This window comes from Actinomycetota bacterium, from assembly GCA_040881665.1.
Taxonomy (GTDB): Bacteria; Actinomycetota; UBA4738; order UBA4738; family HRBIN12; genus JBBDWR01.
Genome location: JBBECT010000004.1, coordinates 193,046 through 217,602, shown reverse-complemented (window position 1 = coordinate 217,602; position 24,557 = coordinate 193,046). Strand labels below are relative to the sequence as shown.

At 69.4% G+C, this 24,557-nt stretch carries 24 protein-coding genes; 14 read left to right on the top strand and 10 right to left on the bottom strand.

All coding sequences use genetic code 11. From position 1 onward, the window contains the following. Positions 1-134: 134 nt before the first annotated feature. Positions 135-1,136, bottom strand: a complete 1,002-nt coding sequence (locus WEF05_01995; GenBank protein MEX1100673.1) for a GGDEF domain-containing protein — start codon at positions 1,134-1,136, stop codon at positions 135-137. A 184-nt stretch (positions 1,137-1,320) separates the two neighbouring features. Beyond that, complete coding sequence (locus WEF05_01990) at positions 1,321-3,546, bottom strand: ATP-binding protein (protein MEX1100672.1); 2,226 nt, start codon at positions 3,544-3,546, stop codon at positions 1,321-1,323. Positions 3,547-3,674: 128 nt separating this feature from the next. Here WEF05_01990 and WEF05_01985 point away from each other — a divergent pair, with 128 nt between their 5' ends. From WEF05_01985 to otsB, 3 genes are all read left to right on the top strand, one after another. Continuing rightward, positions 3,675-3,968, top strand: coding sequence for a DUF3263 domain-containing protein (locus WEF05_01985; GenBank protein MEX1100671.1), 294 nt, complete (start codon positions 3,675-3,677; stop codon positions 3,966-3,968). 68 nt (positions 3,969-4,036) lie between these two features. Continuing rightward, entirely contained in the window at positions 4,037-4,603 is a 567-nt protein-coding gene (locus WEF05_01980) for a LytR C-terminal domain-containing protein (protein MEX1100670.1), read from the top strand. Positions 4,604-4,605: 2 nt separating this feature from the next. Next, positions 4,606-5,331, top strand: a complete 726-nt coding sequence (otsB, locus tag WEF05_01975; GenBank protein ID MEX1100669.1) for a trehalose-phosphatase — start codon at positions 4,606-4,608, stop codon at positions 5,329-5,331. A 19-nt stretch (positions 5,332-5,350) separates the two neighbouring features. On the opposite strand, the gene WEF05_01970 is transcribed toward otsB, so the two are convergent. The 3 genes from WEF05_01970 to WEF05_01960 all read right to left on the bottom strand — a co-directional run bounded on the left by WEF05_01970 (position 5,351) and on the right by WEF05_01960 (position 8,988). Beyond that, positions 5,351-6,841, bottom strand: coding sequence for a trehalose-6-phosphate synthase (locus WEF05_01970; protein MEX1100668.1), 1,491 nt, complete (start codon positions 6,839-6,841; stop codon positions 5,351-5,353). Then, positions 6,838-8,115, bottom strand: a complete 1,278-nt coding sequence (locus WEF05_01965) for a glycosyltransferase (protein MEX1100667.1) — start codon at positions 8,113-8,115, stop codon at positions 6,838-6,840. Before WEF05_01965 ends, WEF05_01970 begins: the two co-directional genes overlap by 4 nt. Before the next feature lie 78 nt (positions 8,116-8,193). Then, on the bottom strand, positions 8,194-8,988 hold the full coding sequence (locus WEF05_01960; GenBank protein ID MEX1100666.1) for an HAD hydrolase family protein: 795 nt from the start codon (positions 8,986-8,988) through the stop codon (positions 8,194-8,196). 135 nt (positions 8,989-9,123) lie between these two features. Here WEF05_01960 and WEF05_01955 point away from each other — a divergent pair, with 135 nt between their 5' ends. Further along, positions 9,124-9,594: an Rrf2 family transcriptional regulator gene (locus WEF05_01955; protein MEX1100665.1), complete on the top strand. Its 471-nt coding sequence runs from the start codon at positions 9,124-9,126 to the stop codon at positions 9,592-9,594. Between the two features lie 64 nt (positions 9,595-9,658). On the opposite strand, the gene WEF05_01950 is transcribed toward WEF05_01955, so the two are convergent. Then, the gene (locus tag WEF05_01950) at positions 9,659-9,811 is read right to left on the bottom strand and encodes a DUF5679 domain-containing protein (GenBank protein MEX1100664.1); all 153 of its coding nucleotides are present in this window, start codon (positions 9,809-9,811) and stop codon (positions 9,659-9,661) included. Between the two features lie 366 nt (positions 9,812-10,177). Between WEF05_01950 and acs the strand changes: the two genes are divergently transcribed. Together acs and WEF05_01940 are read left to right on the top strand one after the other, a co-directional pair. Then, the gene (acs, locus tag WEF05_01945) at positions 10,178-12,142 is read left to right on the top strand and encodes an acetate--CoA ligase (GenBank protein ID MEX1100663.1); all 1,965 of its coding nucleotides are present in this window, start codon (positions 10,178-10,180) and stop codon (positions 12,140-12,142) included. A gap of 16 nt (positions 12,143-12,158) precedes the next feature. Beyond that, positions 12,159-12,569 (top strand): pyridoxamine 5'-phosphate oxidase family protein, encoded by a 411-nt coding sequence (locus WEF05_01940; protein ID MEX1100662.1) that lies wholly within the window; start codon positions 12,159-12,161, stop codon positions 12,567-12,569. Positions 12,570-12,594: 25 nt separating this feature from the next. On the opposite strand, the gene WEF05_01935 is transcribed toward WEF05_01940, so the two are convergent. Next, positions 12,595-14,385: a prolyl oligopeptidase family serine peptidase gene (locus WEF05_01935; protein ID MEX1100661.1), complete on the bottom strand. Its 1,791-nt coding sequence runs from the start codon at positions 14,383-14,385 to the stop codon at positions 12,595-12,597. 213 nt (positions 14,386-14,598) lie between these two features. On the opposite strand from WEF05_01935, the gene groL reads away from it, so the two are divergent. From groL to WEF05_01920, 3 genes are all read left to right on the top strand, one after another. After that, positions 14,599-16,224 (top strand): chaperonin GroEL, encoded by a 1,626-nt coding sequence (gene groL / locus WEF05_01930; protein MEX1100660.1) that lies wholly within the window; start codon positions 14,599-14,601, stop codon positions 16,222-16,224. A 139-nt stretch (positions 16,225-16,363) separates the two neighbouring features. Next, positions 16,364-17,188 (top strand): ATP-dependent sacrificial sulfur transferase LarE, encoded by an 825-nt coding sequence (gene larE, locus WEF05_01925; GenBank protein ID MEX1100659.1) that lies wholly within the window; start codon positions 16,364-16,366, stop codon positions 17,186-17,188. A gap of 57 nt (positions 17,189-17,245) precedes the next feature. Then, the gene (locus tag WEF05_01920) at positions 17,246-17,650 is read left to right on the top strand and encodes a thioesterase family protein (GenBank protein ID MEX1100658.1); all 405 of its coding nucleotides are present in this window, start codon (positions 17,246-17,248) and stop codon (positions 17,648-17,650) included. On the opposite strand, the gene WEF05_01915 is transcribed toward WEF05_01920, so the two are convergent. After that, the gene (locus tag WEF05_01915; protein ID MEX1100657.1) at positions 17,643-18,998 is read right to left on the bottom strand and encodes an NlpC/P60 family protein; all 1,356 of its coding nucleotides are present in this window, start codon (positions 18,996-18,998) and stop codon (positions 17,643-17,645) included. The genes WEF05_01920 and WEF05_01915 overlap by 8 nt on opposite strands. Before the next feature lie 54 nt (positions 18,999-19,052). Between WEF05_01915 and WEF05_01910 the strand changes: the two genes are divergently transcribed. Then, positions 19,053-19,289 (top strand): hypothetical protein, encoded by a 237-nt coding sequence (locus WEF05_01910; GenBank protein MEX1100656.1) that lies wholly within the window; start codon positions 19,053-19,055, stop codon positions 19,287-19,289. A gap of 31 nt (positions 19,290-19,320) precedes the next feature. Here the strand turns inward: WEF05_01910 and WEF05_01905 are convergent, their stop codons facing one another. Beyond that, positions 19,321-19,842: a hypothetical protein gene (locus WEF05_01905; protein MEX1100655.1), complete on the bottom strand. Its 522-nt coding sequence runs from the start codon at positions 19,840-19,842 to the stop codon at positions 19,321-19,323. 225 nt (positions 19,843-20,067) lie between these two features. On the opposite strand from WEF05_01905, the gene WEF05_01900 reads away from it, so the two are divergent. After that, positions 20,068-20,673 carry a hypothetical protein gene (locus WEF05_01900; GenBank protein MEX1100654.1) on the top strand — a complete coding sequence of 202 codons (606 nt, stop codon included), beginning with the start codon at positions 20,068-20,070 and terminating at the stop codon, positions 20,671-20,673. Next, positions 20,670-21,074, top strand: a complete 405-nt coding sequence (locus WEF05_01895) for a secondary thiamine-phosphate synthase enzyme YjbQ (protein MEX1100653.1) — start codon at positions 20,670-20,672, stop codon at positions 21,072-21,074. Before WEF05_01900 ends, WEF05_01895 begins: the two co-directional genes overlap by 4 nt. Before the next feature lie 48 nt (positions 21,075-21,122). Here WEF05_01895 and WEF05_01890 read toward each other — a convergent pair whose 3' ends face one another. After that, the gene (locus tag WEF05_01890) at positions 21,123-21,533 is read right to left on the bottom strand and encodes a co-chaperone GroES (protein MEX1100652.1); all 411 of its coding nucleotides are present in this window, start codon (positions 21,531-21,533) and stop codon (positions 21,123-21,125) included. 58 nt (positions 21,534-21,591) lie between these two features. On the opposite strand from WEF05_01890, the gene WEF05_01885 reads away from it, so the two are divergent. Both WEF05_01885 and WEF05_01880 read left to right on the top strand, forming a co-directional pair. After that, complete coding sequence (locus tag WEF05_01885; protein ID MEX1100651.1) at positions 21,592-22,455, top strand: HemK/PrmC family methyltransferase; 864 nt, start codon at positions 21,592-21,594, stop codon at positions 22,453-22,455. Between the two features lie 15 nt (positions 22,456-22,470). Beyond that, on the top strand, positions 22,471-24,423 hold the full coding sequence (locus tag WEF05_01880) for a prolyl oligopeptidase family serine peptidase (protein ID MEX1100650.1): 1,953 nt from the start codon (positions 22,471-22,473) through the stop codon (positions 24,421-24,423). The last annotated feature ends 134 nt before the right edge of the window (positions 24,424-24,557 follow it).

Here is a 24,557-nt window from a genome sequence, read left to right as displayed (position 1 = left end):
CCGTCTTTCGCCCGACAGTCTTCCGCAGGGCAAGACGTGTGCGTGCGACCTGCGAGGATGCGCGATCGACGAGCGTGTGAAGGTCGTGTTGCGGCGCGCGTGGGCGACGCCGTGTGACCTGCGGAACCTGCGGATCAGGGAGCGACGCTGATGCGGTTTCGCCCCGCGCCCTTCGCCTCGTAGAGGGCCTCGTCCGCGCGGCGCAGCAGCCCCTCGCCGCCCTCTTCCCCGTCCCAGTGGGCGAGACCGGTCGAGCACGATGCACCGTAGGGCAGGTCCTCGACGAGCCGGCGCACGATCCCCTGCGCCGCGTCGAGGGGGCACCCCTTCAACAGGATCGAGAACTCGTCGCCTCCCAGCCGGGCCAGGATGTCGCCCTCACGCAGCTGGTTGCGCCAGCGAGCGGTGACCTCCTTCAGCAGACGGTCGCCCGCTTGGTGGCCGCGCTCGTCGTTGAACTCCTTGAAGTGGTCGAGGTCGATCAAGGCCGCGCACAAGGGCATGTGGCTCTCCTCGGCTTCGTCCATCGCCTCGTTGAGCTCTTCCTGCCAGGCGCGACGGTTGCTTGCACCCGTCAGCGGATCGGTTCGCGCCATCAGGTCGAGCTGGTCGGCGTGCAGTCGGAGGAAGGCGAACAGACGCTGGACGCCGACGCCGACCGCGGCCCCGACAACGACCAGGAGCATCGTGCCGGTGACGGCTCCTTTCGGGTCCGGGGTCAGCAGCAGCGATCCCACCATCGCCAGCGCGATCGCGCCGATCCCGAGTACCACCTCGCCCAGGCTGCCGTACACGGCGAGCCACAGGATCGGAACGAGGATCAGCTGGGCGAAGATCGACGTCGCCCCGCCTGTTCCTTCGCGGATCAGCAGGGCCACGAGGACGTACATCAATGCGGGCGCCACCTGCACGGCACGCGGCAGCCGGTGCCAGGGGACGATCAGCATGGCCGCGACCGTGATCGTCGTCAGCGTTGCGGCCTTCAGGAGCATCGCGCCGTCGTCGCCCGTGGCGTTCGGCAAGACGATCGAGCACAACCCGAGGTAGGCCGTGCCGATCAGGGGGCCGATCGTCCGGAAGAGTGCGTCGCGGCTCAGCGGTGCGGGCTGCTGCGGTGCGGTGCGTACGGCTGCCATCCTGCGGCCTCCCCTACTCGGACCCCGGCCCGGTTCTAACTAGCTACCTGAGCATCGGCATATCGGCCGCCCTCACCACAGGGTCCGACCGTCGTATTTCCGATACCCGTTCCGGGGTAGGCCTGTGTCCCCCGTTCGGGTACGACCGAAGACCTAGAGGCCCGACGATCGAGCTCCGGGGCCCTCATCCACCGGGCAATTGCACGTGGAACGCCGCGCCGCCACCCGGGCGCTCGTCGACCCAGGCCCGGCCGCCGTGGAGCTCGGCGAAGCGGGCTACGAGAGACAGGCCGATCCCCACGCCCGGGGAGTGATCGGCGGCTCCCGGGAGCTGACGGAATGGCTCGAAGATCGCCTCCCGCTGTGCCTCGGGGACGCCGGGCCCGTCGTCCTCGACGACGACCTCGACCCCAGAGCCGAACGCGAGCACATGGACCCAGAGCTTGGCCTCGAGCGGCGTGTGCCGCGCCGCGTTCACGAGCAGGTTCTCGACGATCCGCTCGACCTTGGCCGCGTCTATCGACGCGATCACCGGCGTCGCGTCGATCTCGACCTCGCGGCCGCCGAGCAGCTCCGTCTGTTCCGCGGCGAGCCGCACCAACGCGCCCACGTCGGTCGGGCGACGCTGCGGCGCGATGATGCCGCGCTGCAGACGATCGAGGTCGAGCAGGTCTCCCAGCAGGCGCTCGAGCTTGCGCGCGTTCGTCGCGATCCGATGGACGAGATCGAGCGCGTCGTCAGCCGGCATGTCCAGCGCCGTGCGCTCGAGGGTGATCGCGGAACCGAGGATCGAGGTCAGCGGCGTGCGGAGATCGTGGGACACCGCCTCGAGGAACGTGTTCTTCATCTCGTCGAGCGCGCGCAACCGGGTCGCCGCCTCTCGTTCCCGCTCGAACGCCTCCGAGTACTTCCGTTCGCTGACCTTCAGCGCTTCCTCGGCGCGCTTCCGCTCGGTGATGTCGACCATCATGCCGCGAACGAGCTCGACCTCGCCCGTGGGATCGGTGACGACGCTCACGAGGTCCCGGATCCAGATCGCGCGCTCGCCCTCGCCGACTCGGTACTCCGCGATCACCGATCGGCGGTCACGCGTTCCTCCGCGGATCCGCGCGATCGCCTGCCCGCGGTCGGCCTCGATCGCATGGTCGCCCCAGTGCGGGTCCTCGCCCAGGTCTCCGAGCACCTCGGAGGCCCTGCCCGACAGGAACGTGAACCGCAGGGTGCGGGGGTCGGCCTCCCAGAACACCGCATCGGTGCCCTCCACGAGTTCGTAGAAGCGCTCGAGCTCGCCGAAGCGACGGGCGTTGCCGAGCGCGAGCGACGTCAGGTCCGCCAGTCCCTGGGCGAGCCGATGGTCGCGCTCGGAGAAGCCGGCGTCGACCGTTGGTGCCACGATCCCGATCGCCGCGAACCCGTCCGGCTCGAATCGGACGGGCGCAACCAGCACGTCGCTCGGATCGCCCCCGCCCAGTCGGTACCGTTCCGGAAGCTGTTCGAGCCGCTCGCGCGAGATCACGAACGGCTCGTTGACCGACAGCAACAGCGGGTCCACGCTCTCCGCGTCGATGTCCACGGAGCCCCCGGCGGCGCGCGCCGCGTCGATGTCGAACCCCCGGACGGCGCACAGCCGGTAGTCGCCCGAGGCGGGGTCGCGCAGGCAGGTGAAGATCGGACGTCCCGGGAGGAGCTCGGCCGCGCGCTCGGTCGCCGTCTGCAGCACCGCTTCGACGTCGTGGACCCGGGTGAGAGCCTGCGACAGGGCCAGCAGCGCGGTCGAGGTCTCCGCGGCCTCGCGCTCGCGCTGGAGGAGCTTCGCGTTCTCGAACGCGGTTGCCGCGTGCGCGGCGAGGACCTCGAGCAGACGCTGGTCGTCCTCGTCGAAGAGTCCGACACCGAGGCTCGACAAAACGATCACACCGACGACGCGCTCGCCGATCTTCATCGGCACGACGAGCATCGACTCGTCGATGTCGTCGGTGCCCTCGATCGTGACCGCCCACTCGATCCACAGCGCGTTCTCGACCAGGAGCGATTCGCCCGACTCGGCGACGCGACCCGTGATCCCTTCGCCGACGACGCTGGAGAGTTCCTCGAACGTCTCGTCGATGTACTCACCGATCTGGCCGCGGAACACGATCGGCCACAACGTTCGCCCGTCGTCCTGGATCAGATAGATGCGGCAGTTGTGGTAGTCGATGATCGTGCCGAGCTCGGTCGTGATCGCCCCGCCGATCTCCTCGACGTCGTTCAGGCTGCCGAGCTTGGCCGCGAGGCTGTGGAGCATGTTGAGCTGCGCGGCCGGCCGATGATCGGCGTTGCGGCGACCCTCCGCGGTGGCCCGGCGCTGCTCGACGAGATCGGACGAGATCGGGTCGTCGTCGGAACCGGGATCCGGGGTGTCCTCCACCATCCCTCCGATGGTCGTTCTTGCGTCGCATTGTCTCACCGTGAACGCTCGCCCAGGCAACGCCGATGTGTGATGGCGGAGAAGGGACTCCAGGTGCTTGCACCGAGGCCGGCCGCCGCTAGCCTGAGCACATGGACGGCGTGGTCCCCGCGGGGAAGGCGGGGGGTGACGCTTCGGCGCTCGACGAGCGCTCCCGCGACATCCTCGATTTCGAGCGCGAGTGGTGGAAACACCCCGGGCCGAAGGAACGTCGTATCCGTGACCGCTTCGACATCTCCGCGGCCCGCTACCACCAGTTGCTGCACCGGATCATCGACTCCCCCGACGCGCTCACCTACGATCCCATGCTCGTCCGTCGTCTCCGACGGTTACGGGAACAGCGGCGCCGCAAGCGGTACGCGCGGCGACTCGGCGTCGAGCGCTGACCGGGGGCCGCTCGGCCGCTCTCGCCCGGTTCGAACCCCCGATCCCGGAGGTCCGATAGGATGCCCGCATGGCGAATCCGTCCCGGTTCCTGCTCATCGTTGCGCTGGTGGTCGGCGGCATCCTCGTGCTCGCGAACGCCTTCGAGGCTCCCACCGTGGCCGCCAACCCCGAGCCCGCGGCCTCTCCGACCAAGGAGAAGCCGAACAAGCAGAACGGCGGGCAGCAGACGGGGGACCAGCAGAACGCGGGTGACCCGGACGCCGGCACCACCGGCGACGAGCCGGTCACCGACATCACCGGCCTGCGCATCGCGGTCTTCAACGCGACCGATGCGACCGGGCTCGCAGGGACGGTCGACGTGATCCTCACGCGGCCGAAGAACGGAGCCCAGCAGGCGATGGAACCGGGTGACTCGGCCGAGGCTCTCGAAACGACCGGCCTGTACTACGAGGAAGACCCCGACGGCGCGAACCAGGCGGCCGCGGAGTACATCGCGCAGGAGGTCCTCGAGGTGCGCGACGCGACGATCGCGCCGCTCGGCGATGCCCCGGGGATCCTGATCAACGGCGAGCCGTCGAAGATCAGCGCCGATGTGCAGGTCGCCGTGTTCGTCGGTTCCGACTACACGTCCTGACCGTGCTCGATCCGCTCCGCGAGCGGCCGGACCGCGCGGGGATTCTCCTGGACTTCGACGGGTCGCTCTCCCCGATCGTCGCGCGGCCCGAGCAGGCGGCGCCGGTAGCCGGAGCGACCGAGGTGCTCGCCGCCCTCGTCGAGCGCTTCCAACTCGTGGCCGTCGTCTCGGGGCGGGCTTCCGCCGAGCTGATCGAGCGGATCGGCGTTCCGGGGCTCGTCTACGAGGGCCTCTACGGCTTGGAAGACGCCGCATCGGAGCTGACGCATGCGATCCGACCCCGTGTCGACTCGGCAGCCGGCATCGTTCCCGAGGCATGGGTCGAAGACAAGGGCGTGTCGCTGGCGGTGCACTATCGTCAGGCGCCCGACCCCACCGCCGCCCGTCGAACCCTCGTGGCCATGCTCGACCCGGTGGCGATCGAGGGTGGGATGGAGCTGATCGAGGGGAAGATGGTGCTCGAGCTCGTCCCGCCCGACCGGCCGATGAAGGGCGGGGTCGTGGAGCGGCTCGTTGGGACCGCGGCGCTCGATGCCGTCCTGTTCGCGGGCGACGATGTGGCCGACATCGACGCGTTCGCAGCACTCGGGCGCCTGACGGCCGGCGGTCTTCATGTGGTGCGCGTTGCCGTGCTCGGCCTCGAGACCCCCCCGGAGCTGGCGGCCGCCGCGGATCTGCGTGTCGAGGGGCCCGCGGGTCTCGTCGAGCTGCTCCGGACGCTCGTCTGATCCTCGTTCGGGCCGGTGATCACACCGCAGCCGCGCGCGCGACCCGTCGCCGGCGCACGCGTTCGAGATCCGCGAGCTGGTCGGACACCCATCGGTGCGGCGGGTTCGCCAGCACGAGCCGCGACAATCCCCGGGCTCGCCGGGCGCGCTCGTGTTCGGGCATCGTAAGCGCCTCGTGGATCGCAGCGGCCGTCTCCTCGATGTCGAAGGGGTTGAGCGGCACCGCGTACCGCCCGAGCCGGTGGAACGCACCCGCGTTGCGCGACAGGGCGAGCACCCCGTGGCGACGGTTCAACAGCGGTCCTTCCATGGCGACCAGGTTCATGCCGTCGAACACCGGATTCACGAGGAGGGCGTCGTACTCGGCGTACGCGGCCAGCGCGCCTTCGTAGTCCTCGCGGATCCGGACCTCGATCGGGGTCCAGGTCTTCGTCGCGTACTTCCGGTTGATCCGCTCTGCCTCTTCGCGGCACTCGTCGCCGTAGGTCCGGTACTCGGGCAGTTCCTGACGCGAGGGCGAAAGCATCGCGAGGAACTTCACCCGGCCGCGCCACGAGGGCTCTCGCTCGAGCATCCGCTCGAAGGCGATGAACCCCCGAGGGATGTTCTTCGAGAGTTCGAGCCGGTCGACACGCAGTAGCAGTTTCGCGTCGCCACGCCATCCGGCCAACTCGGCGCGCCGTTGCCGGATCTCGGGCGTTCCCGCTGTCTGGCGCAGCGCGGCGGCGTCCACGGAGACGGGATGGGCCCGCACGAGCACCTCGCGTCCCTCGACGCGGATCCGCGAGCGGGTGAGGTCCACGCGCGCGCTCGGGAGCAGCCGTGCGGCGTTGAGGAAGTTCTCCGCCCAGTCGTGTCCCTGGAACCCCAGCACGTCGGCCCCGAGCATGCCGTGGAGCAGCTCGTCCCGTATCCGGTTCGGCAGGATCCGGATGTAGCTGGCACCGGCGAAGGGTGTGTGCGAGAAATGGGCGATCAGCGCGTCGGGACGGTGCTCGCGGAGCATCCTCGGGACCAGCGCCAGGTGGTAGTCCTGGATCAGGTACGTCGTGTCCTCGGTCGTGTCCTCGGCAAGGGCGTCGGCGAACATCTGGTTGACGCGAACGTAGTCATCCCAGGCATCGAACGTCTCCTCGACGAACGTGGGCGAGCGCACCGTGTCCCACAGGTAGTGGAACGCGAACCACAGCACGCCGTTCGCGATCCCGTTGTAGTACCCGTCGTAGATCTCCGGCGGCACCTCGAGGAAGCGCATCCGCAGGTCGAGACCGTCGGGACCGAGGTCGATCGGCCTGTTGCCCGCACGTCGCTCGGCCTCGACGTCCCCCTCGCTCATCGTGGCGGCGACCCACTCGCCGTGGGTGTCCTCGAGGGCGCCGGTGAGCGCGGTGACCAGTCCCCCGCTCCCGCGGCTCCACGACAGGGACGAGTCCGCGCCGAGCTCGAACGTCACTGGACCTCGGTTGGACGCAACGACGAGCGGGCCGCGGTCCACCGAGGTGTCGCTCACACGCCGTCGCCTCCCGAGCCGTTTCCCCCGCCGGCCAGACGTCCGATCAGGCGGAGGTAGTCCTCCAGCTCGCGGGTCGTGAGGAACCGTTCGTGGACCCGGGCCCGGGCCGCCTCCCCCATCGCTCGACAGAGATCCGGGTCGCGGAGCAGCTCGATCGTCCGCTGCGCGCAGTCCTCCACCGAGTCGACGAGGTAGCCGCTCTTGCCCTCCTCGATCTGGAGGCGGACCCCGCCGACGTTGCCGCCGACGACCGGCTTGCGCTTCCACATCGCCTCGGCGACCACGAGGCCGAAGCCCTCGCGCAGCGACTTCTGGATCCCCACGACCGATGCTCGCTGGAAGGCGTTGATGTCGGTGTTGCCCACCATCTGGACGTTGGTAAGCAGATGGATGTCGGGGTCGTCGCGCCGGTGCTCCTCGGTGAGGTCGAGGTAGCGCATCCCCTCCGGGTCGTCGTGCGCCATCGATCCGGCCAACACGAGCTGCAGATCGCCGACCTCCTCGCGCACGACGCGGTAGACATCGATCACGCCGATCGGATCCTTCCACGGGTCGAATCGCGAGACCTGCGTGACGATCGGACGATCGGGGTCGACCCCGAAGGTCGCGATCAGGTCGTGGACCGTCGCGGTGGACAGGTCGACGTTCTTCGCCGACGTCGGATCGATCGACGGCGGGATGAAGGCGACCTCGGGGCCGTCAAGCCCCGGCTGGGAGAACTCCTCCATCGTGAAGATCGCACCGTCGTAGGCGTTCACGAACGGTTCGAAGAACCCCCAGACCGCGGCGTTAGGGTCCGAGAGGTCGATGTGACAACGCCAGATCCAGGTGCCGTCGTCGTGTCCGTACTCTGCCAGGATCCGCCGGATCCCGACGGGCTGGGGATCGTGGATGAACCAGACGTCGAAGCGCTCATCGACGAGTCGTTCTGCGTTCTCCCGGGCGGTGTCCCAATAGGTGCGTTCCATGCCGCGGGTCCACGCGACCTCGGCGCCCTGCATGCCGTTGTGCACGGTCTTGGTGACGTCGAAGAAGGGGTCGGCGCCTTCCATGACGGCCCAGACGGCTTCGATCCCCAGGTCCTGGAGGATCCCCACCTGCGTCTGGAGCAGCTCCGCGACCCCGCCTCCGAACGCGGTGCTGTTCAGCATGAGGATCCGAGCGCCCTTCAGCGGCTCGGCCGCCTCCCGCAGTCGCTCGACCGCCTCCTCTCCCGTGTCGGCGAGCAGGTCGTCGAGGCGTTTGGGCGGAACGGGAACGGTGGGGAGCACGACGGCGAGTCTAGTCGCGGCCGAGGATCCCGTCGTGGGAACGGTTCGGTGCTGCCTCGGCGGAGGGCCGCTGCTCGCTCAGCCCAGCAGGCACGCCACGGCTTCGGCGAACCCATCCCCGTGGACGGACGCGGTGACCCATGCGTTCGCCGGTGCGTCCTCGATGTCCCCCGCCACCCCATTGGCCACGAGGAACGCGGTGCCGACCTCCGAGGCCATCGCAAGGTCGGACCGGGAGTCCCCGACCGCCGCCGCGTGCTCGCGTTCGATCCCATGGCGTGCTCGGTGCAGCGCGATCGCCGACGGCTTGTCGACCCCCTTCGGCGTGAGGTGGATCGCGTGCGGCGTCGTGACCCGCAGCGCGGGAGATCCGCCGTGCACCCGGCCGTTGTCGTGGACGGCCAGCCAGCCGTATCCCGCGGATCCGAGCGCCTCGGTGGCCTCGGCGGGGTCGACGTACCCACGGAACAGCATCGAGGCGACGCGGGCGCTTGGGAGGTTGAACCGCCGGAAGGGTTCGAGGAACCCCTCGAAGCGCTCGAGGAGGAACGCGGCCGCCCCCGTCCGGGCCATCGCTTCGTAGGGGCTTCCCGTTCCCTCGAAGGCTCCGAAGTTCGGGACGACGATCTCCTCGGTCGAGATCCGCTCCACGAGCAGACCGCCGAGCTCCGCGATGAAGGCGTCGGCCCCGAGGATCCGGGAGGGCTCGAAGAGCCCCGGCCGTCCGCGGCCGCTCACGAGCACCAGCTCCACGCCCGCCTCGTGCAGCGACCGAACGGCCTCCGCAGCGCGGATCGACGGCGACGGGTCGCCTGCGGCGAACAGCGATCCTCCAGGTCCCACGAGCGTGCCGTCCAGGTCCGCGTAGAGCACCCGCGGACGGGAGTCCGGCGGCTGCCCGGAGCCGCCCCCGAGGGGTCGGATCGATGCGTTTGCGCTGGTCATCATTGACGGAAGGTGGACCTAACCCTACTCTGGCCTTCCGACCTCGTCGCAGGAGACGGTGCGGTGCTCAAGGTCTCACAGAAGCTCGAATACGCGATCCGGGCATTGATCGAGCTGTCGCTGCGTCGCGAAGAGGGTCACCTGATCCCGGCGCGCGAGATCGCCGAGGAGCAGCAGGTTCCGCTGCGGTTCCTCGAACAGCAGCTCGGATCCCTGTCGAAGGCCGGACTCGTGGAGAGCTTCCGTGGGGCGGGCGGTGGATGCCGGCTCGCGAAGCCGCCCGACCAGATCCGGATGTCCGAGGTGGCCGAGGCGATCGAGGGACAGACGGTTCCGATGTTCTGCCTGAGTCCGGAGGATCACACCTGCTTCCAAGACAGCAGGTGCGGGCTGCAGGGGTTCTGGGCTGACGTGGCACTGGCGGTCCAACGCGTGTTCGACGAAACGACGATCGCCGATCTGGCGGCCCGGCACGCCGCGTCGACGGCGCCGACCGTGTTCTCTCCCGACCAGCTGCTGTCCCGTCTGAACTGAGGCGGGGGAGCGCGGAACCGGACGACCCGAGCCCTGCACGCAGGACCCGGGTCGTCGGGGGGATCTAGCCGGACTTCCCCAGGATCCGCATCACGTTCGTACCGCACACGGGGCACTGGCCCTTCGCGGCCTTCCGTCCGTTCTTCAGCGTGGTCTCCGTGCCTTCGAACTTCCTCTTCTCGCGGCACTTCACGCAGTACGCCTCGTACTCGGCCACGTCCGGCCTCCTTCCGCCTTACGGCCCCCTCAGGCGCGCTTCGAGGCTGCCCAGTCGGGCAACCTCGTGCCTGATGCTCCCCCCAACCCTGCGGGGATGCAAGTACCGTCACGCACGAGGGTCGCTCATTCGCGCAACCCCTTGCGCAACCTCTTGCGCACCCCCGGGCTCCGCGGTGGCGGCTCGCCGCATCCCTGGATCGTCGCCGCGAGGCCCGTTGCGGCGACCGAGCCCGTGCCTGGGAGGGCATCTCGCGCGGATCGGGAGGCGGGACTACGATGCTCCTCCCACGCTCGCGCGGACGCCTGTCACCTGCCCGGATCGCCAGGTCCGCAGCGAGGAACCGAGGAAAGGAACGGATGCCGGATGACCGAGGTCGAGCAGACGATCGACGCGCTCCTGAACGAGAAGCGGGTCTTCGAGCCTTCGGAGGGATTCCGGGCACGGGCCCTCGTCACGGACCGGACGATCTACGAGCACGCCGCCGCCGATCCCGAGGCGTTCTGGGCCGAGCAGGCCGAACGACTCAGCTGGTTCCGAACCTGGGACACCGTGATGGATTGGAAGCCGCCGTGGGTCCGCTGGTTCGACGGCGGCACGCTGAACGCCTCGTACAACTGCCTCGACCGGCACGTCGAGGCCGGCGGGGGCGACAAGGTCGCGTTCCATTGGGAGGGAGAGCCGGAGGGGGATGTCCGAACCGTCACCTATGCCGAGCTGCACGAGGAGGTGTGCCGGTTCGCGAACGGCCTGAAGCAGCTCGGCGTCCGCAAGGGCGATCGGGTGAACATCTACCTCGGCATGGTCCCGGAGCTGCCCGTCGCGATGCTGGCCTGTGCTCGGATCGGCGCTCCACACTCGGTCGTGTTCGGTGGGTTCTCCGCCGAGGCGTTGAAGGATCGGATCAACGACGCGGGCGCGAAGGTGTTGATCACCGCCGACGGCGGCTGGCGTCGCGGCGCGGTCGTGCCCTTGAAACAGAACGCGGAAGAGGCATTGCGGGACACACCGACGATCGAGCACGTGATCACCGTCCGGCGCACCGGCACCGAGCATCCGTTCGTGCAGGGACGTGACCACTGGTACCACGAGCTGATCGCGGAGCAATCCACCGAATGCGAACCCGAGGAGATGGCGGCCGAGGACCTGTTGTTCCTGCTGTACACGAGCGGCACGACCGGCAAGCCCAAGGGCATCGTTCACACGACCGGTGGCTACCTGACACAGGTCGCGACGACCCACAAGCTGATCTTCGACATCCACGAGGACGACGTCTACTGGTGCGCGGCCGACATCGGCTGGGTGACCGGCCACAGCTACATCGTCTACGGCCCGCTCGCGAACCACTCGACGGGCATCCTCTACGAGGGCGCGCCCGACTTCCCCGACAAGGACCGTCTCTGGGAGATCGCGGAGCGCTACCGAGCCACGATCCTGTACACGGCGCCGACGGCGATCCGTGCCTTCATGCGCTGGGGAACGCAGTACCCGGAGGCGCACGACCTGTCGTCGATCCGGCTCCTGGGCTCGGTCGGGGAGCCGATCAACCCTGAGGCGTGGATCTGGTACTGGAAGTACATCGGAGGCGAACGGGCACCGGTCGTCGACACGTGGTGGCAGACCGAGACGGGAGCGATCCTGATCACGCCGCTCCCGGGCGTCACCCGTCTCAAGCCCGGATCGGCGACCGATCCGTTCCCCGGTATCGAGGCGGATGTGTACGACGAACTCGGGGACCCCGTTCCGCTCGGGGGAGGTGGGTATCTCGTCTTGAAGCGCCCATGGCCCGCGATCGCGCGGACGATCTGGGGTGATGACGACCGGTACGTGCAGACCTACTTCGACATGTACGGTCCCGAGACCTACATCGCCGGGGACGGTGCGAAGCGGGACGAGGAGGGCTCGTACTGGCTCCTGGGGCGGATCGACGACGTGATGAACGTCGCGGGCCACCGCTTGTCGACCTACGAGATCGAGTCGGCTCTCGTCGACGACCCGAAGGTCGCCGAAGCAGCGGTCGTCTCGCGCCCGGACGAGCTCGTCGGCGAGGCGATCGTCGCCTACGTGACCCTGAAGTCGGGGGTCGAAGGCGACGAAGCCGTGGCGAAGGAGCTCCGCGAGCACGTCGCGACGCTGATCGGCAAGATCGCGCGTCCGCACGGGATCATCTTCACCCCCGACCTGCCCAAGACCCGCTCGGGGAAGATCATGCGGCGTCTGCTCCGCGACGTCGCCCGCGGCCGCCCGCTCGGCGACGTCACCACGCTGCAGAACGGGGAGATCCTCCAGCAGATCGAGCAGGAGGTCGAGGCCGGCGGCGCCGACGACTGAGGCCGGGGGAGCTCTCGTGCCCGATCGGCTCTCTCCCGCGCAGGCGTCCTTCGTTTCCGCGCGCCGTGTCGCGGCGCTCGCGACGGTCAAGCCCGACGGCATGCCGCACGTCGTTCCGATCTGCACGGTGCTCGACATGGATCGCATCGTCTTCGCGACCGAGATCGACACGCAGAAGGTCCGGAACATGCGGTTCAATGACTGGGTGGCGATCGGCTTCGACGAGTACTCGGAGGACTGGGCGGCGCTGCGGCAGGTGATCGTTCACGGACCGGTGCTGTTCCTGGAGTCGGGTCCGGACTTCGAGCGAGGACGGAACCTGCTCTACGGGAAGTTCGAGCAGTACGAGGCCCAGGCTCCGATCGACGCGGGGACCTCGATGATCGTGGAGGTTCCCTTCGACCGGGTCTCGGCCTGGAACGTCTAACGCCGCGGGCGCCCGACCCGGCGGATCAGAGGTGGCGGGCCAGGAAGTCGAGGATCCCAGCCATGTGCGCAACCTGCTGGTCGGTCGCGTTCGCGTGATGACCCGCCGCGTACCTGATCAGCTGCGCGTCGGCGCCGGCAGCGCGTACCGCCTCGACCCACGGAAGGATCCCCTCGAGCGGACACCGGGGGTCGCTCTCCCCCGCGATCACCAGGACGGGAGCCTTCGCCCTCGCGGCGAAGGTCATCGGGTTGCGTTCCGCCCAGAGTTCGGGCTTCTCTTCGGGCGTCCCGCCGTACAGCGCGAGGTCGTAGGCCTTGATCTCGGGCATCGAGGCGTGGTGTGCCGCGACGAAGTCCCCCGAGGGGATCCCTGCGACGACCGCCTTCCAGCGATCGGGATGCAGCCCCTCGGTGAGACAGGCGAGGCATCCTCCCCAGGACCAGCCGGAGAACGCCGCGCGGTCGGGGTCGGTGATCCCCGCGGCGATCAGAGCGTCGAGACAGGCGATCACATCCTCGGTCTCGGGCAGCCAGGGGTCGCCGTACAGCGCGCGTCGGAACGCGACGCCGTATCCCGTGGAGCCGCGGTAGTTCACGAGCGCGACCGCGTACCCGGCGTCGACCAGCGACTGGGCCTCGGGGTCGTACCGGTTGCGCTCGTGCCATTCCGGTCCGCCGTGCACGCTGATCACCGTGGGGAACGGACCCGTTCCCACCGGGGTGACGACGAAGGCCTGTATCGCCTGGCCGTGTGGATTGTCGAACCAGAACGGTGCGTACGGCCGTCCCGTCGGAGCGGGCTCGCCGGGTGGCGCCAGGACCACCCGGCCACCGGAGGTGACCGTGTGCTGCGGGCGCTCGGTGTCGCTCGTCGCGAGCCAGATCTCTCCGTCCGGCCGCACGGCCGCTTCGATGATCTCGCCACCGGTGTCGGCGACGATCTCGGTGGCGCCCGTCTCTGCGTTCACGCGGACGAGGCGGTCCCGTCCCTCGTGCTCCTGCCGGGCGAGGATCGCCGATCCGTCCGGCCACCATCCGAGCGGGATCACGGCCCCGGCAAGATCCACCTCGAGGTCGCGGCGGATGCCGGTGGCGAGATCCCAGATCGCCGGTCGCTCGAAGTCGGCGAGTTCGGAAGTGAACGCGAGCCTCCGGTCGCCGGGGACCGGGCTCCAACCGACCGGGTCCAGATGCGACCCCGCGTCCTCCAGCTCGCCCGCCGTCGCCCCATCGTCCGTCGATACGACGCGGAGGGCTTGATGCACGATGTCTCCGTGTTCGGATTCGCGGACGCAGAGGAGCCGTCCGTCGGCCGACAGCCCTCCTGAGCCGGGAACGTCGAGGCGACCGACACCGAGTGGTTGTTGGCTCCGCGTCAGGATCCGCGGTGGCCCGTCGCCCGTTGCGAGGTACACGCGATACTCCTCGCCGGTCGCCACCCCGATCGCGACGAGGTCACCGCTGAACGAGATCCCGGTACTCCAGCCGGCGGGGATCCCCTCGACCAGAGCCGCGGGAGTGCCACCTTCGGGATCGACGCCGACCCAGGTGCCGCGTTCGTCGCCCGTCGCGTCGCGCCACCACACGATCCGGCCGTCCGGAGCGACGAGGACGGCCTCGACACCGACGGTCTCGTCGCTGAGGCGAACGCGCCGCTCGCCCGTCGCCTCGGCCGTCCATACCTGCCAGATCCCACTCTCGGTCGAGACGAACGCCACGCGGCCGGGGAACGCCTCCGTCCACGCGGGGAACCCGAGCCGGACGGCCGTGTACCTGCGGGTCCAGTTCACCGAGCTTCGTGGCATCGCGGGCATGGCGAGGACCGTACCGCAGCCTCGGGGCAAGCCCGGTGAGCGGCCCCCTTGTCACCGATGGGGGTTCTGCGGGTAGAATCCTTAGCACTCACAGCTAGAGAGTGCTAGCAGTCGAGGGCCCAAGCTGAGAACCCCCGGAAGCCTCGAGGGCGACGGGACGAAGCCACGACCTGGTTACCGGAACGCACGGCCGAGACGACAGAGGAGGACGGGATGGCCGCGAAGATCATCTCTTACGACGAGGAGGCACGGCGCGCGCTCGAGAGCGGCATGGATCAGCTCGCGAACGCCGTGAAGATCACGCTCGGCCCGAAGGGCCGCAACGTGGTCCTCGAGAAGAAGTGGGGGGCGCCGACGATCACGAACGACGGCGTGTCGATCGCGAAGGAGATCGACCTCGACGACCCGCTCGAGAGAGTGGGCGCCGAGCTGGTGAAGGAAGTCGCGAAGAAGACCGACGACGTCGCAGGCGACGGCACGACCACCGCGACGGTGCTCGCCCAGGCCATCGTGAAGGAGGGTCTGCGCAACGTGGCGGCCGGGGCAAGCCCGACCTCGATCAAGCGGGGGATCGAGCTCGCGACCGAGCGCGCCGTCGAGTCGATCAAGAACCTGTCCAAGGAGGTCGAGGGCAAGGAGGAGATCGCCAACGTCGGAGCGATCTCCGCGGCCGACTCCGAGATCGGCGCGAAGATCGCCGAGGCGGTCGACAAGGTCGGCAAGGACGGCGTGATCACGGTCGAGGAGTCGAACACCTTCGGCATGGAGCTCGAGCTCGTCGAGGGTATGCGCTTCGACAAGGGGTTCATCTCGCCGTACTTCGTCACCGACCCGGAGCGGATGGAGGCGGTGCTCGACGACCCCTACATCGTGATCGTGAACCAGAAGATCTCCGCCGTGAAGGACATGCTCCCGGTGCTCGAGAAGGTGAGCCAGTCGGGCAAGGCGCTCGTGATCCTCGCCGAAGACATCGAGGGTGAGGCCCTGGCCACGCTCGTGGTGAACAAGATCCGTGGGACCTTCCGCAGCGTCGCGGTGAAGGCGCCGGGCTTCGGCGACCGCCGCAAGGCGATGCTGAAGGACATCGCGATCCTCACGGGCGCCGAGGTGATCTCCGAGGAGATCGGCCTCAAGCTCGAGAACACCACGCTCGACCTGCTCGGCACCGCTCGCAAGATCGTCGTCACGAAGGACGAGACCACGATCGTCGAGGGTGGCGGCAAGCAGGAGGACATCACCGGCCGTGTGAACCAGATCAAGGCCGAGATCGACAAGACCGACTCCGACTACGACCGCGAGAAGCTCCAGGAGCGGCTCGCGAAGCTGTCGGGCGGTGTCGCCGTGATCAAGGTCGGTGCGGCCACCGAGGTCGAGCTGAAGGAGAAGAAGCACCGGATCGAGGACGCCGTGCAGTCCACGAAGGCGGCCGTCGAGGAGGGCATCGTCCCCGGGGGCGGCGTCGCGTTGCTGAACGCCCAGACCGCACTCGACAAGCTCGATCTCGAGGGCGACGAGGCGACCGGCGCGAAGATCGTGCACCGGGCTCTCGAGGAGCCGCTCAAGCAGATCGCGCACAACGCCGGTCTCGAAGGCGGCGTGATCGTCGAGAAGATCCGGGCGCTCGACCCCGGTCAGGGGCTGAACGCGGCGACCGGTGAGTACGGCGACATGCTGAAGTTCGGCGTGATCGACCCGACGAAGGTGACGCGCTCGGCGCTGCAGAACGCGGCCTCGATCGCGGCGCTGTTCCTCACCACCGAGGCGGTCATCGCGGATCGGCCCGAGAAGGCTCCCGCGGCCCCGGCGATGCCCGACGGTGCCGGAGGGATGGATTTCTGAGGGGTTGAACCACCGGGGCCTCCACCGCGAATGCGGGGTGGAGCCCCCCTCTCTCCACACGAACGGGGCCCGGGAAACCGGGCCCCGTTCGTGTGTCGGGGCCGGGCACCTCGCGGGCGACGTGGGAGCATGTCGGCCGATGAGCGCCACCCTGAACGCGGCCCGGATCGCCGATCTGGGGACGGTCCTGTCGGGGACCGGGGGGGTGGTGGTCGCCTTCTCCGGGGGGATCGACTCGACCCTCGTCGCGGCCGTCGCCGCGCGGGTCCTCGGCGACCGGGCGCTCGCGGTGACCGGCGTGTCCGCGTCGCTCCCTCCCGGTGAGCTGAGCGAGGCCCGCAAGGTCGCCTCGGCGCAGGGTATCCGGCATCGCATGGTGCGCACCGACGAGATGTCCAAGCCGGGCTACCTCGAGAACGGCGCCGACCGCTGCTACCACTGCAAGGACGAGCTGTACGGCGTCCTCGCGCGAATCGCGGATCAGGAGGGCCTGCCCGTCGTCGTGTCGGGCGCCAACGTCGACGATCTCGGTGATGTGCGGCCCGGGCTGCGCGCCGCCTCCGAGCACGGGGTCCGCCATCCGCTCGTCGAAGCGGGATTCACGAAGGCGGACGTGCGTGCAGCGGCGCTCGAGTTCGACATCCCGACCTGGGACAAGCCCTCGTCTGCGTGCCTCTCGTCCCGCGTCGCGTTCGGGCAGCAGATCACGGTGGGAGAGCTGACGCGCGTCGGGCGGGCCGAACGCACGTTGAAGGATCTCGGCTTCCGGCAGTGCCGCGTGCGTGTCCACGGAGATCTGGCCCGGATCGAGGTCGAGCCCGACGAACTCGCCCGGCTGACCGATCCGGCGATCCGAACCGAGGTCGTCGAGCGGCTGCGTTCCCTCGGGTACGCCTTCGTCACGCTCGATCTCGAGGGCTTCCGGTCCGGCAGCATGCACGCGACCGCGCGCGACGACACGTAGGCTCCACGGGCCGCTTCGCCGCTGCAGAACCGGTACGGATCGGGAGGGATCGACGACGTGCATTCAGAACGGATCAAGATCCGCTGGCGCGACATGGACGCCTACGGCCACGTGAACAACGCGGTCTATCTGAACTACCTCGAGGAGTGCCGCGACGCGTGGGCGCAGCGGACCCTGGGCGAGATCGCCGATGTGTGGGACTTCGTGCTCGCCCATGTCGGGATCGACTACCGCGAGCAGCTCACGCAGGATGACGACGAGGTCGTCGTGACGTGCCGGATCGCCGGCATCGGAACGTCGAGCATCCGCACAAGGGAACAGATCCGCAAGACCGACGGCTCACTCTCTGCGGAGGCCGAGGCCGTGATCGTTCCGCGCGACCCCGAGAGGAGCACATCGCGTCCCTTGACCGATCACGAGCGTGAGGTGCTCGAGGCCGTGCTCGAGCAGGACGCTACTTGACGACGCGTCGCGCGTACTTGAAGTGATCGCGGTACCAGCCATTGCCGACCCACATCAGCGACACGCCCCCCGCGCTGCTCGACGAGTCGACGGCGAAACCTTTGCCCGCGTACACGTTCACGTGGTCGACGGTGCCGTCTCGGTTGCCGTCGTAGAGCAAGAGGTCGCCGACCTTCTTGTTCTTCCAGCCGACCCGATTGCGAGTGGCGCGCGCCATGTCCGCGGAGGAACGCTGTGCGAGGTCCCAGCCGCGGTAGCTGCGCGGGGGCGTGGGATCCCAGCCAGATCCGGATCGCTTGATCACCCACCAAGTGAGCCCGGAGCAGTCGAACCCACCCGTGGGCTGAGCTCCGCAGCAGTAGCCCGAGCGCGTGCGACGGTGCCACTCGCCGCCCCAGATGTAGGGATAGCCCGCGTACCGCAGCCCCCACCGCACGATCTTCGCCCGCTCGGCGCTCATCGACGGCAGGGTGAGGTTCGTGTACACGTCCATCGCGTCCAGCGTCCACGACGCGACGGTCGCGGCTCGGTAGAGCGACCACGCGACCTCCGACCGGGGAAGCTTGCTCTTCGGCGTCACGTCGTCGCGCTCGTTGCCATGGTTGTACCGCAGGCCGATCCGCATCCCGATCAAGGTCGAGCCGGTGTACTTGGTCGTCTTGAACCCGATCCCGTTCGCGGTCTCGAGCCGGTCGATGCCGTTGACCGGGCCGCGCAGTCCCAGCGCGGTCGTGAGCACCTGATGCACGACCTGCATCGAAACGGCGTCGTCGGGACGGATCTTCCCGCCGGAGCGTTCGATCCACCCGAGCTTGACCGCGACGCTGGCGAAGTCCCAGAGGTTCGAGCTCTTCGGGAGGTCGTCGAAGACGATGTCGGGGTCCGGTCTCTCGTCGGGTGCGAACGCGCGAACCGCCGCGCGCAGGAACAGCTTCCGTGGTTCGAGCTTGTTCGGCTTGAAGGGCGTCTCCCCGTTGCGTTGTTCCGGGTAGTCACGCATCCAGTTGTTGTGCTTCCCGACGTAGTCGATCGCCGTCCGAGCCCAGTATCCCGATCGGACGTCTGCCCACTCGATGCGCGAGCCTCGCGCGTAGACGGACGGATCGACCACCGAAACCGGCGCAGGCGGTCCGGATCCTTCGTCGCCCGCCGTGAGGTCGAACCCGCCGGCCGATGCGACCCCGGGTGTGAACACTCCCGTCGCGACGAGGGCGGCGAGCGCGAACGCGGCGAGATGCAGCGCGCGTCGCAGGGGTCGACGGAACCGTGGAGTCTGCGGAGGCCCCATCTGGAGTGCCTCGGCGCTCACGGACGCGGACTTGAGCCGGGCGTGGAGCGTGAACCGCACCCGACCCACCCTAGCAACCCAGGTCCTCGCGGCAACCTGGGGTAGGCTGCCTCGGTGCTCGGAGAGGCAGAGGCGATCGTGCTCGAGGTGAAGCCCTGGGACGTGCACGGGGTCGGGTACGTCGATGTCACGGTCACGTTCCCGGATCGTCGTGTCGAGACGGCTCGTCTCGGATCCGAGAGCATCCCCGAAGACCTGGCGGCCGGCGACCATGTCCTCGTATCGAGCGCCGTCAACATGATCGTGGCGCTGCGGCGTGTTCCGGAACCGCCCGCTGGGCCGAACGCCTGACCCGGCGCCGGCGCGAGCGACCGATCGCTGGTCAGTCCGAGGGGCCCTCGGATCGCACCTTCTGGACCTCCGTGAGGGCCTGACGGAGGTCTGCGAGCCAGTCCTCCTGCCGCTCGGCAACCAGCGCGACGCACCACGCGAGCGCATGACTCCGGCTCCGTGCGACTCCTGCCTCGACGAGCGTGTCGAGCACCTTCCGCTGGGGCATCCGCAGCCGCGTCATCGCCGGAACGGACACCGTGGTGAACAGCAGTGTGCGATCTCCGCACCGCGCTCCCCACGAGACCTTTCTCCCGAAGCGCGCCTGCGCCTCGTCAGCGATCCGCATGCGGAGCGTCCGGGTGTCCTCGCGGAAGCCCTCGATCCGGGCGAAACGTGCGGCGGTCGTCGTCTCGTCACCGGCGTCGCCCGGGAGGTCGGGTTCCGAGAGGGTGCCCGTCACCAGGATCTCGTCCCGGTCGACAGCCACGTCCGGAGCCCCCGTGAACCATCCGTCGGGAACCCGTCCGGCGAACCAGCCCAGGAGTTCCCTCGTCGTCTCGTCGTTACCCATCCGTCTCCCTCCGGGCGCGTCCCCAGCCGGGCGCCCTCGGCGCGCCCAACGATCCGTTACCCGAAGATTACACGCTTACAGCATTTCGGTCGAGCACAGAGTGCCGATGCAGGTAGGCGTCGCCCATGATCGAAGGTGGTCCCGGCATGCTTCCCATGGAACACTCGCCGCGCCGACCGGCGGCTCGGATCCGAGCGCCGGTCACCTGACGAGGGGAGGGGGCGAGTGAGCGGCACGGGTCGGGACACCACGATCACGCCCGTGCTCGTTCTCGTCGCGGCCGGGATGCTCCTCGTGGGCTCGTGTCTCGGGTGGGTCTCGGTCGAGGCCGTCCCCCTGTCGCTCTCGCTCACCGGGATCGCGACCTGGTACGGGATCGTCACGTTCGTGTGCGGTGTGGCGACGCTCGGGATCGGGATCGTGGCGATGGTTGGTGGTCGGATCCCGATCGCCCTCCTCGCGGCCGCCGGGATCGTCGCGGTCGTCCTCGGCACCGTGGCCGTCGCCGACCGCGCGTCGATCGGCGAGGATGCGCTGGCCGAACGGACCGCCGAGGTCGAGGGGGTGTCCGTCGAGCAGGCGCGGGCGATCGTCGAGCAGGCACGCCGATTCGGTGTGGTCGAGGTCAGCGGCGGAACCGGCCTGTACCTGGTGGTCGCGGGCGGTCTGTGCGCCGCGGCTGCGGCGTGGCTCGCCGCCGCGGGAAGGAGACGACCTCCCGCCCGAGGGCCCGCGCCACCGAGCTCCACCGTCGTCGTCGATGTGCCGCCTCCCTCTGCGCTGCCGCGTCGCCGCGAGGACCCCGACGGGGGACGGGAGCCCCCGTCGTGATCACCGACACGTTCGAGGTCGACACGCGCGGTCGCGTCGTCACGGACCTGACCGGGCGGATCCGAGCCTTCGTGAGGGATCGTGACGCGGACGGGCTCGTCCACGTGTTCGTGCCACACGCGACGGCGGGCCTGGCGTTGATCGAGGTGGGTGCCGGCTCCGAGCGGGACCTGGAGGCGTTCGTGGAGCGGCTGCTCCCGCGCGACGATCGCTACGCACACCGGCACGGGTCGGTCGGGCACGGTGGCGACCACCTCATGCCGGCGGTCGTTGCTCCTTCCCTCGTCCTGGTGGTGGAGGGCGGAGAGGTCGTGCTCGGAACGTGGCAGAGCGTCGTGCTGGTCGATCCGAACCGAGAGAACGACGTTCGCCTGATCCGGCTCTCGTTCCTCGAGGGGTGACCGTGTCGCGCGACCGCGAGTGAGGGCGCCGCGACGAGCAGCCAGCGGCTAGAGGTACTGCCCGGGCTCGTGTCCCCCGGGATCGGCGGCCGCGACGGCCTGCACGTCGCGCTCGCGCAGCAACAGGTATTCCTCGCCGTCCAGCTCGATCTCGAGGCCGGCCTGCGGGAGGAACAGGATCCGGTCACCCGGGTTGAGCCCCCGCACGTCCGGTCCCACCAGTCGCACCTCCGACCAGATGCACCGTTTCGGGGCGGGCTGGGCGGTCGCGGGGATCAGCAGTCCGCCGCGGGATGTCCGCTCGCCGCTGTCCGGGTGCTCCACCACGATGCGGTCGCCCGTGAGCCGCACCTGGGGCGCCGAGGTGGCGGGCGCGCCGATCGTGCGCGATGAGGCACGGCGCAGGGACGCGGGGCGCGGTTCGGGAGTGCTGCCGACGGGAGCTGAACCGCTGGTCACCCCGTCAGTGTACCGACGGGCCCCGTCACGGTCGGAACGGATGGATAGGATGCGCGCCGTGACGAACGCAGAAGAACTGCTCACGAACGCGGTCGCGACGTTGAAAGCGTCCGAAGCGCTCGACCATTGGCAGGCCGACCGGGACCGGATCGAGGCGGAGGAGCTCCTCACGTGGGTGATGGGCCACTCCGAGCCGGACCCCGACGACCAGATCCCGGCTCCGGCCCGGCGCCGGTTCGTACGCCTCGTGCAGCGTCGTGCGACCGGCGAGCCGGTTCCGTACATCCTCGGCGAGAGCGAATTCCGGGATCTGTGGGTCGACGCGAGGCCGGGCGTGTTCGTTCCACGCGATTCGACGGAGTTCCTGGCGGAGCAGGCGATCCGGCGACTGCGCCGGCGGGGCGATCCGGTGTCGATCGACCTTGCCTGCGGGTCGGGAGCGGTTGCGTTGGCGATCGCGAACGAGGTGGGTGGAGCCGACGTGACCGGAACCGACCTGGCGGCCGACGCGATCAAGCTCGGTCGGCGGAACGCCCGCAAGCTCGGGCTCGACGTCGACTTCGTGCAGGGCGATCTGTTCGGTGGAGTGCCCGCTCGATTGCACGGGGTGGTCGACGTGATCACCGTCCACCCCCCCTACGTTGCGGAGGGCGAGCTCGAACACCTTCCGGACGAGATCAAGAACTTCGAGCCCGTGCACACGCTCACCGACCACAGCGACGACGGCCTCGGTTTCGTCGAGAGGATGGCGGATGAGGCGTGGGACTGGCTCTGCAAGGGCGGCTGGGTCTGCGTGGAGATCGCGCCCGACCGCGCCCGCTCGGTCGCGAGCATCTTGCGCTCCGAGGGGTTCGCCGACGTCCGCAGCACGAAAGGCGGCATGGGCGTGACGCGGGTCGTCGTGGGGCGGGCGGCAACGTGAGCCCCGGGGACTGAGATGCCTCCCACCGTCGGCGGCTACGGCACCTGGGCCTCCCCGGTGTCGGCCGCGACGGTGGCCGAAGGACGCCGCGGGCTCGGTGCGGTGTGGCTCGACGGCGGCGCCACCCTGTGGACCGAGCTCCGGCCGGCCGAAGGTGGTCGGAACGTCCTGATGCGCGCGGCGCCGTTCGCCGAGCCCGTTGATGTGACACCCGAGGGGTTCAACGTTCGGACACGCGTGCACGAGTACGGGGGCGGAGCGTTCTGGGTTCGCGAGGGCGTCGTGGTGTTCGCGAACCTCGCCGACCAACGCCTCTACCGGCAGGACGCCGTGGGCTCCTCGCCGGAACCGATCACGCCGGACACCGGAGGCTGCCACCGCTATGCGGACGGCCGCTTCCTCCCGGGGGGCGGGTTCGCCGTCTGCGTCCGCGAGCGCCACGAGACCGACGGCACCGTCGTGAACGAGCTCGTCCGTCTGCCCGCCGACGGCTCCGAGGCCCCGTCGATCGTCGCCGAGGGAGCGGACTTCTTCGCCGCACCGCGGCCGAGCCCGGACGGCTCACGGCTGACATGGATCCGCTGGAACACGCCCCAGATGCCCTGGGACGGCACCGAGCTCTGGGTCGCCGACCTCGCTCCCGACGGAGCGACGCGGGGCGAGCGACGTGTGGCGGGCGGCGCGGAAGAGTCGATCCTGCAACCCGTCTGGAGCCCGACGGGGGCGTTGCACGTCGTCTCGGATCGCAGCGGTTGGTGGAACCTCTACCGGGTGGGTGAGGACGACGAGCTCGTTGCGCTCCACCCGGCCGACGCTGAGTTCGCGTCCCCGCCCTGGGAGTTCGGCTCCGCGAACTTCGGCTTCCTCGACGACGGCCGCATCGCAGTGATCTACGAACGGGACACGGTCGGTCACCTCGCGCTGCTGGATCCGGGCGCCGGCGAGATGCTCGACATGGATCTGCCGTTCACCACGTTCGCGCCTCCGGATCTGGATGCCGAGGGGATGACGATCGCGGTGCTCGCAGGCGGTCCCGCGATCCCCGTGTCGGTGGTCTCGATCGACTTCGCCTCGCGCTCGGTCGAGGTACTGCGGGAAACCGACGCCCTGTCCCTCGATCCGTCCTGGATCTCCGAGCCGGAGCCGTTCGCGTACCCGAGCGCCGCCGGCCGCACGGCGCATGCGTTGTTCTCTCCGCCCCGCAACCCCGATGCCATCGCCCCGGCAGGGGAGCGGCCACCCCTGATCGTGATGAGCCACGGCGGCCCGACCGATCACGCGGTCGCCGCGTTCGATCTGCGCAAGCAGTTCTGGACCACCCGTGGATTCGCCGTGGTCGACGTGAACTACGGCGGGAGCTCCGGCTACGGTCGGGCCTATCGCGGGCTCCTCGAGGGCGCCTGGGGCATCGTCGACACGGAGGACTGCATCGCGGCCGCGCGCTTCCTCGCCGGCCGTGGGGACGTGGACGGCCGCCGGATGGCGATCCGGGGCGGCAGTGCCGGTGGATACACGACCCTGTGCGCGTTGACCTTCCACAGCGGTGTCTTCGCGGCAGGCGCGAGCTACTTCGGGGTGGCGGACGCGGAGGCGCTCGCGCGGGACACCCACAAGTTCGAGTCCCGGTACCTGGACGGGCTGATCGGTCCTTACCCGGAGGCGATCGACCGCTACCGCGAGCGATCGCCGATCCATGCGACGGACCGCCTCGAGACGCCGTTGCTCGTCCTGCAGGGGGACGAAGACCAGGTGGTGCCCCCCGCCCAGGCCGAGGAGCTCGTGGCCGCCCTGCGGTCCAAGGGGCTGCCGCACGCGTACCTGTTGTTCCGCGGGGAACAGCACGGCTTCCGATCGTCCGAGCACATCCGGCAGGCGCTCGAGGCCGAGCTGTCGTTCTACGCGCAGATCATGGGGTTCGTCCCGGCCGGAGACCTCGAGCCGCTCCCGATCGAGAACCCGCCGGACTGACCGCGGCGGGAGCACCCAGCTTCCCCCGCCTCTCGGGCGATACCGTGGGGGGATGCGACGCCATGGAGAGCGCAGATGCGGGAGGTCTCCGTCGGAAGGGGGGCGGGGAGCCGGTGACGGTCCGGCTCCCCGCT

Bases quoted from the DNA above. Each gene is read 5' to 3' on its own strand.
- larE (MEX1100659.1), top strand. From the start codon at position 16,364: ATGAGCGCCACCCTGAACGCGGCCCGGATCGCCGATCTGGGGACGGTC.
- WEF05_01905 (MEX1100655.1), bottom strand. From the start codon at position 19,842: ATGGGTAACGACGAGACGACGAGGGAACTCCTGGGCTGGTTCGCCGGA.
- WEF05_01985 (MEX1100671.1), top strand. From the start codon at position 3,675: ATGGACGGCGTGGTCCCCGCGGGGAAGGCGGGGGGTGACGCTTCGGCG.
- acs (MEX1100663.1), top strand. From the start codon at position 10,178: ATGACCGAGGTCGAGCAGACGATCGACGCGCTCCTGAACGAGAAGCGG.
- WEF05_01980 (MEX1100670.1), top strand. From the start codon at position 4,037: ATGGCGAATCCGTCCCGGTTCCTGCTCATCGTTGCGCTGGTGGTCGGC.
- groL (MEX1100660.1), top strand. From the start codon at position 14,599: ATGGCCGCGAAGATCATCTCTTACGACGAGGAGGCACGGCGCGCGCTC.
- WEF05_01935 (MEX1100661.1), bottom strand. From the start codon at position 14,385: ATGCCCGCGATGCCACGAAGCTCGGTGAACTGGACCCGCAGGTACACG.
- WEF05_01880 (MEX1100650.1), top strand. From the start codon at position 22,471: ATGCCTCCCACCGTCGGCGGCTACGGCACCTGGGCCTCCCCGGTGTCG.
- WEF05_01990 (MEX1100672.1), bottom strand. From the start codon at position 3,546: ATGGTGGAGGACACCCCGGATCCCGGTTCCGACGACGACCCGATCTCG.
- WEF05_01995 (MEX1100673.1), bottom strand. From the start codon at position 1,136: ATGGCAGCCGTACGCACCGCACCGCAGCAGCCCGCACCGCTGAGCCGC.